Source organism: Mycobacterium sp. (assembly GCF_035570115.1).
GTDB lineage: Bacteria > Actinomycetota > Actinomycetes > Mycobacteriales > Mycobacteriaceae > Mycobacterium.
Map to the genome: position 1 here is coordinate 1 of NZ_DATMLH010000200.1, position 6,559 is coordinate 6,559.

Genomic DNA, 6,559 nt, shown 5'->3' on the forward strand with positions numbered 1-6,559 from the left:
GCCGTTCGGCCCCGCGGCGGTGGTCGAGATAGCGGCCGACTCTACTGATGACGGCAGCGTACTGTCCTGGCGCCATGAGATATGGAGCGGCAGCTATATGGGCCGCCCCGGGACAACACCGACGAATGCGTTGTTGGCGGCGAGCCACCGCGTCGGCGGCGAGCCCATCCGTGCCGGCGGCGAGCCGCCGCTCGAACGAGGTGGTGGTGCCGGGCGAAATGCCCTGCCATCCTACGACTTTCCCGCTTACTTAGTCACCAACCACCTGTTGACCGAGATGCCGCTGCGAACCTCGGCGCTGCGTTCGCTGGGCGCCTTTCTCAATGTCTTTGCAGCCGAGTCGTTCATGGACGAACTCGCTTCGGCCGCGGGCCGCGATTCCCTCGAATTCCGGTTGGCCCATTTGTCGGACCCGCGCGCACAGGCAGTCCTGCACACCGCGGCGTCGGGGGCTGCTTGGGCGGAATGGACGTCACGGGAAGCGGTTGGGCACGGCATCGGCTATGCGCGATACAAGAACTCATCCGCCTACTGCGCGGTCGTCGCCGAGGTCGAGGCGATCAACGAGGTCCAGGTGCGACGGCTCGTCATCGCCGTGGATGCCGGTCTGGTCATTAATCCCGATGGTGCGGTCAATCAGATCGAGGGCGGTGCCATCCAGGCCACCAGTTGGGCGCTCAAGGAGCAGGTGCGCTTCGACCGATTGAATGTTACGAGCGACACCTGGGAGACGTACCCGATCCTGCGGTTCTCCGAGGTGCCCGCAATCGAGGTCGAATTCGTCGCCGGACAAGGCAATCCACCGCTGGGAGTCGGCGAGTGCGCACAAGGCCCGACGGCCGCCGCGATCGCCAACGCGGTTTACGACGCGCTCGGCGTCCGGGTGCGCTCGATGCCCCTCACCGCCGAACAGCTCATCGCCGCGATGCCCGACTAGCCAGCGCCACAAACAGCTGGCGCAGGCCGGTCAGCGAGTGCGCCGGCAGGAACAGATCGCAGTAAGGCAGGGCCGCCGCCATCGAACCGGCAAGTGGCTGGAATTCACCGTGCGCTGCGCGCGGGTTGAGCCAGACCAGCAATTCGGCGCGCCGCCGCACCCTGGCCAGCGCATGCTCGAGCACGTGGGGCGGATCGCTGTCCCAGCCGTCTGACGCGATGATCACCACCGCGCCGCGCAACACGCTGCCGTGCGGCGGGGCCAGCAGTGCAGCGATGCTGCGGCCGATGAACGTGCCGCCGTACCGGTCGGTGACCTTCTCGTTGGCCCGTTCCAGCGCCACCTCGGCCGAGCGGTGGGACAGCACCGGGGTGAGCCGGGTCAGCGACGTCGAGAACGCGAACACCTCGGGGCGAACACCGGCCCGGCGCAGCACCGTCGCCCGCATCAAATGCAGATAGATCGCGGCGTATGGCTGCATCGAGCGGCTGACGTCGCAAACCAGGACGAGCCGCCGGGGCCGGTGCCGCGGCCGCGTTCGCGCCAGCGTCACCACTTCCCAGCCGGTCCCGCGTGACGCGTTCATCGTCGCCCGCAGGTCGATCCTCTTGCCGTGCGGGCTGGATTCGAATCGCAGGCTGCGGCGCCGGGGCCAAGCATGAACCGACGCCTCCAGCCACGAACCGAGCAGGCGAAGATCTTTGGGGTCGAATTGGTCGAACGGTTCGTCGGCCAACGCGGCGATGCGGCTGGGCAGCAGGTCTGGCAGGAGGATGCCCGCGTCCGCTCCGCCGTCCCGGTCGGGCGCGGTCCGGGTGACCCACGGCAGTTTTGCGGCGTGCGGATTGGCAGATTGGCTCGCCGCGGTCTGCACGATGCCAGCTGCGGGTGCTGCGGGTGTCTTGGGACCGGCGATCGGCAGGACTGACTCCGGGCTTCGTGTGTCGCCGGGTTGGACACTCCCGAAGACCTCTCGCAGCACCGCGTCGAAGGCGCCGAGGTCGTCCATCCGGTTGACGAGGGTGAGCCTGGCGGCCCAGTACAGCGCCACCGTGGTTTGCGGTGCCAAGTGCTGGAGCGCCTGCACGAAACCACCCTGGCCGCTGGCGGACACCGAGACTCCCGCGCTGCGCAGGCGCGCTGCCAACGCCGCCGCGAACGCCGCCAGATCGACGCCACGCAACAGCAACGGGGTGCTCACGAGCGGCTAACTTCTCCGACGCAGCACCCAGATCAGCACCAGCCCGGCGAGCAGCACCGCCGCCGCCGAGCCGTATCTCATGAGCTGGCCGCCACCCGCGAGCTGCAGCAGATCGATGGGCTCTGGCTCGGGAGCGGGGTCTTGGCGGGTGCCCGGGACCGGATTTGCCGGCCAGGCCGGGATCGGCTCCTCGGCGCTGGCCTCCTCGGTCGTATCGGTCGAACCCGTTGGGACGCCGGCATTCTCGGCGGCCAGTTTGGCTTCCAGGGACTCCACGAACTGGCCCAGTAGCTTCTCCGACACCTGTTGCAGCATTCCGCTGCCGAACTGAGCAAGCTTGCCGACGATCTTCAGGTCAGTGTCGACGCTGACATTCGTGCGACCCCCCTCCTCGTGCAGCTGGGCGGTGACCGTGGCGGCCGCGTTGCCGGTCCCGCGCGCCTCCTTGCCCTTGCCGTCGATAACCGCGCGGTGCTGGTCGCGGTCTTGCTCGACGAAACGCACCTTGCCGCTGAATTCACTGGTGACGGGCCCGACCTTGACTTTGACTTTGCCGAGGTATTCGTCGCCTTCATGGCCGATCAGCGCCGCACCGGGCATCAGCGGAATCACCTGCTCCAGGTCGCACAGCACGTCCCAGGCCTGCTCAATCGGCGCGCCGACGGTGAACTGGTTGGCGATCTTCATACTGTGATTCCTCTCATCTGCGGCTGTATTCGATGAACGCGTCGCGGATCAGGGTGCGATCGTCGGGCGTCTTGGCCAGTGCCCCAAGGCTGGCCAGCGCCGAATCGACCGAATCGGCCGGGGCAATATCTGCGACGCGCAGCGACACCAGAGCCGCTACCCAGTCGATGGTCTCGGCCACGCCGGGCGGCTTGTCCAGGTCGAGATCACGCGCGCTGCTCACGAATTGGGTGGCATGCCCGATCAGCGGTGTCGTCGCCCCCGGCACCGTCCGGCGGACAATCGCGGCCGCCCGGGACGGCTCCGGGTAATCGATCCAGTGGTAGAGGCAGCGCCGCCGCAGTGCGTCGTGCAGGTCGCGGCTGCGGTTGGAAGTGAGCACCGCGATCGGCGCGCGCTCGGCGACGAAGGTGCCCAACTCCGGGACGGTGACCGCGGCCTCACCGAGGAACTCCAGCAGCAGCGCCTCGAATTCGTCGTCTGCCCGGTCGATCTCGTCGATCAGCAGCACCGGCGGTGTCGGACCCCGATGCCGCACACACTGCAGGATGGGCCGATCCACCAGGTAGGTCTCGGTGTAGAGATCCGCTTCTTCGATACCGGTGCCGCGCGCCTCGGCCAGCCGGATAGCCAGCAGCTGGCGCTGGTAGTTCCAGTCGTAGAGCGCTTCGTTGGCGGTTAGACCCTCGTAGCATTGCAGCCTAAGTGGTGTGGTATCGAGCACTGCCGCAAGGGTTTTCGCGGCCGTCGTCTTGCCGACGCCGGGCTCTCCTTCCAGCAGGAGCGGTTTGCCGAGCGTGACTGCCAGATAGATCGCGGACGCCGTTCCGGTGTCGAGTAGATAGTCCTGGGCGTCGAACCGGCGGATCACGTCGTCGGGGTCCGCGAAAATCATGATGGCACCGATTCCAACAATCGCAGGTAATCGTCCCAGGTGTCGACGTCGAGTGGCACCGGGCCCTCTACCGCGATCTCGTGTACCGGGTGCCGGCCCGACTGGACCAGCTTCCAGACTCCCTTGTCGCCGTGCAGCTGCGAAAGTTCGCCGAATACATCGCGGCTGAACCAGAACGGATGCCCGATGCCGTCAGCGTAACGGCACACCATGACGTCGGCGCTCGGCGCAGCGGCGACTATCCGCTGCACGGTTGCGGGAGCCACACGTGGCTGATCGCCGAGCATCAGCACAATGCCGGCAGCCCGCGGGTCTACCCGTTGTAGCGCGACACGCAACGACGCCGAACAGCCGGTGCCAAAGTCGTCGACGGCTACCACGTCGGCCCCGTCCAACGGCACCACGTCGCGCACCGCTTGGGCAGCACCACCCAATGTGACGATGATTTGGTCGAATCCTGCGGCGCGGGCAACGTCGAGGGTGGCCCCCAGTATGGTCGTCTCCCGGTATGGCAGAACCTGTTTAGGCGTCCCTAGCCTTCGGGAGCTGCCGGCGGCGAGCACGACGCCGGTGATCCGCTGCGCTGTCATACGCCGGCTTTCCCGGCGGCAAATGCCGTGCGGCATCCTGGGCAGCAAAACCAGTAGTCGGCGCCGCCCAATTCCAAGTGTTCGGTGGCGGGTCCGATCGGCACCGTCATGCCGCACACTGGGTCGACCGCCTCACGGGCGCCGCCGTTCACCGGTGTAGCGGAACGGATCAGGCGGCCGTCTCGGACGGCGGCAATGAGTTCAGCGGCGATGGATACCGCGATCTCCGCCGGTGTCTTGGCGCCGATGGGCAATCCGACCGGGGTATGTATGCGGGCTCGCTCGACGTCGGAGAGTTCGAGTTCGTTCAGGATCGAGGCGCCGCGAACCTTGCTGGCCACCAAGCCGATATACCCAACGCCGTTATCTAAGGCGGTGCGAATGAGTTCGGCTTCCGGGCCGCCATGGCTGGCGATCACCACCGCGGAGGTGTCGGCCAGATCGGTAGTCTCCCGCGCTTCGCGTTGGACATCGTAGCCCAGCACGCCGCACAGCTGCATTAGCGCGTCTGCGATCGGCGTGGCTCCATAGATGCGGATGAGGGGAGGGGGCAGCTGCGGCGTCAGGAAGATTTCCAGCGATCCGCCGGACAGGCACGGGTTGACGACCACGCAGGCGCCGGGCGCCTCGGGAAAGTGCACGTCGCCGTCGGGAAGCACCCGCAGCAACACACTTTCGCCCGCCTGCAGCACACCCAGCGCCGCCTTACGGACTGAGTTTTGTGCGCACTGGCCGCCGACGAAGCCCTCGATCGTGCCGTCCGCCAACAGGATTGCTTCGTCTCCCGGGTAAGCGGAAGTGGGCGGCTGGGCCCGCACCACCGTTGCGTGCACAAACGGTGTCCGCGCCGCCAACAGTTGCTGAGCTCGCTCGCTGATCGTCATATAACCCTCTAGATCGGCGGTCTGGCGCGGCCCTGCATGGCCTCCCAGACCCGGGACGGTGTCAGCGGCATGTCGGCGTGGCGAACCCCGAACGGCGCCAACGCATCCACCACCGCGTTGACTACCGCGGGCGGCGATCCGACGGTAGCCGATTCGCCGATGCCCTTCGCCCCGATCGGGTGGTGCGGCGACGGCGTCACGGTGTGCCCGGTCTCCAAGTGCGGCACCTCGAGCGCGGTCGGGATCAGGTAGTCCATCAGCGACCCGCCCAGGCAGTTGCCCTCTTCGTCGAAGGCGATCATCTGCATCAAAGCCATCCCGATGCCGTCGACGATGCCGCCGTGCACCTGACCTTCGATGATCATCGGGTTGATGCGGGTACCGCAGTCATCGACGGCCAGGAAGCGCCGCACTTTGACCACCGCGGTGCCCGGATCGACGTCCACCACACAGAAGTACGCGCCGTATGGGTAGGTCAGGTTCTCCGGGTTGTAGCAGATCTGGGCGTCCAGGCCGCCCTCGATGCCCTCGGGCAGGTCGCCGGCCCCGTGCGCGCGCATCGCGATGTCCTGGATGGTCACCGCAGCAGACGGGTCACCCTTGACGTGGAATTTACCCTTCTCCCAATCCAAGTCGGCAACCGACACCTCCAGCATTCCCGACGCGATGATCTTGGCCTTGTCGCGGACCTTGCGCGCCACCAGGGCCGCGGCCGCACCCGATACCGGCGTGGACCGGCTGCCGTAGGTGCCCAGCCCGAAGGGCGTCTGGTCGGTGTCGCCGTGCACGACGTCGATGTCGTCGGGCGGGATGCCCAGTTCCTCGGCGACAATCTGGGCGAACGTCGTCTCGTGGCCCTGGCCTTGGGTCTGAACCGAAAGCCGCACAACGGCTTTCCCCGTCGGGTGCACGCGCAATTCGCACCCGTCGGCCATGCCCAGGCCGAGGATGTCCATGTCCTTGCGCGGACCGGCACCGACGGCCTCGGTGAAGAAGGACATCCCGATGCCCATCAGCTCGCCGCGCGCCCGCCGCTCCTTCTGCTCGGCGCGCAGCGCGTCGTAGCCGATCATGTCCATGGCTTTGCGCATGGTGGTCTCGTAGTCACCCGAGTCATAGACCCAGCCGGTCTTGCTCTTGTACGGGAATTGATCGGGCCGCAGCAGGTTTCGCAGCCGTAGCTCGGCCGGGTCCATCTTGAGGTCGAAGGCCAGGCAGTCCACCAGCCGCTCGACGAAGTAGACGGCCTCGGTGATCCGGAACGAGCACGCGTACGCCACCCCGCCGGGTGCCTTGTTGGTGTACACCGCGGTCATATGGCAGTAGGCGGCCTCGATGTCGTAGCTGCCGGTGAACACCCCGAAG

At 67.0% G+C, this 6,559-nt stretch carries 6 protein-coding genes and 1 pseudogene; 1 reads left to right on the forward strand and 6 read right to left on the reverse strand.

Annotated features, from left to right (window positions below; all coding sequences use genetic code 11):
• The coding region (locus VNW74_RS18055; protein ID WP_325679229.1) for a molybdopterin cofactor-binding domain-containing protein at positions 1-937 on the forward strand (937 nt) is incomplete at its 5' end.
• Here VNW74_RS18055 and VNW74_RS18060 read toward each other — a convergent pair.
• From VNW74_RS18060 to VNW74_RS18085, 6 genes and pseudogenes are all read right to left on the reverse strand, one after another.
• Positions 915-2,138 (reverse strand): VWA domain-containing protein, encoded by a 1,224-nt coding sequence (locus tag VNW74_RS18060; protein ID WP_325679231.1) that lies wholly within the window; start codon positions 2,136-2,138, stop codon positions 915-917. The genes VNW74_RS18055 and VNW74_RS18060 overlap by 23 nt on opposite strands.
• Before the next feature lie 6 nt (positions 2,139-2,144).
• Positions 2,145-2,825, reverse strand: a complete 681-nt coding sequence (locus VNW74_RS18065) for an SRPBCC domain-containing protein (protein WP_325679233.1) — start codon at positions 2,823-2,825, stop codon at positions 2,145-2,147.
• A 13-nt stretch (positions 2,826-2,838) separates the two neighbouring features.
• Positions 2,839-3,720, reverse strand: coding sequence for a MoxR family ATPase (locus tag VNW74_RS18070; RefSeq protein WP_325679235.1), 882 nt, complete (start codon positions 3,718-3,720; stop codon positions 2,839-2,841).
• A complete protein-coding gene (locus tag VNW74_RS18075; RefSeq protein ID WP_325679237.1) occupies positions 3,717-4,310 on the reverse strand; it encodes a nucleotidyltransferase family protein in 594 nt (197 codons plus the stop codon). The genes VNW74_RS18070 and VNW74_RS18075 overlap by 4 nt, the downstream gene beginning before the upstream one ends.
• Before the next feature lie 137 nt (positions 4,311-4,447).
• A pseudogene (locus tag VNW74_RS18080) lies at positions 4,448-5,194 on the reverse strand (XdhC family protein); the annotation flags it as partial.
• A gap of 8 nt (positions 5,195-5,202) precedes the next feature.
• A partial coding sequence (locus tag VNW74_RS18085) for a molybdopterin cofactor-binding domain-containing protein (protein ID WP_325679239.1) occupies positions 5,203-6,559 on the reverse strand: 1,357 nt, incomplete at its 5' end.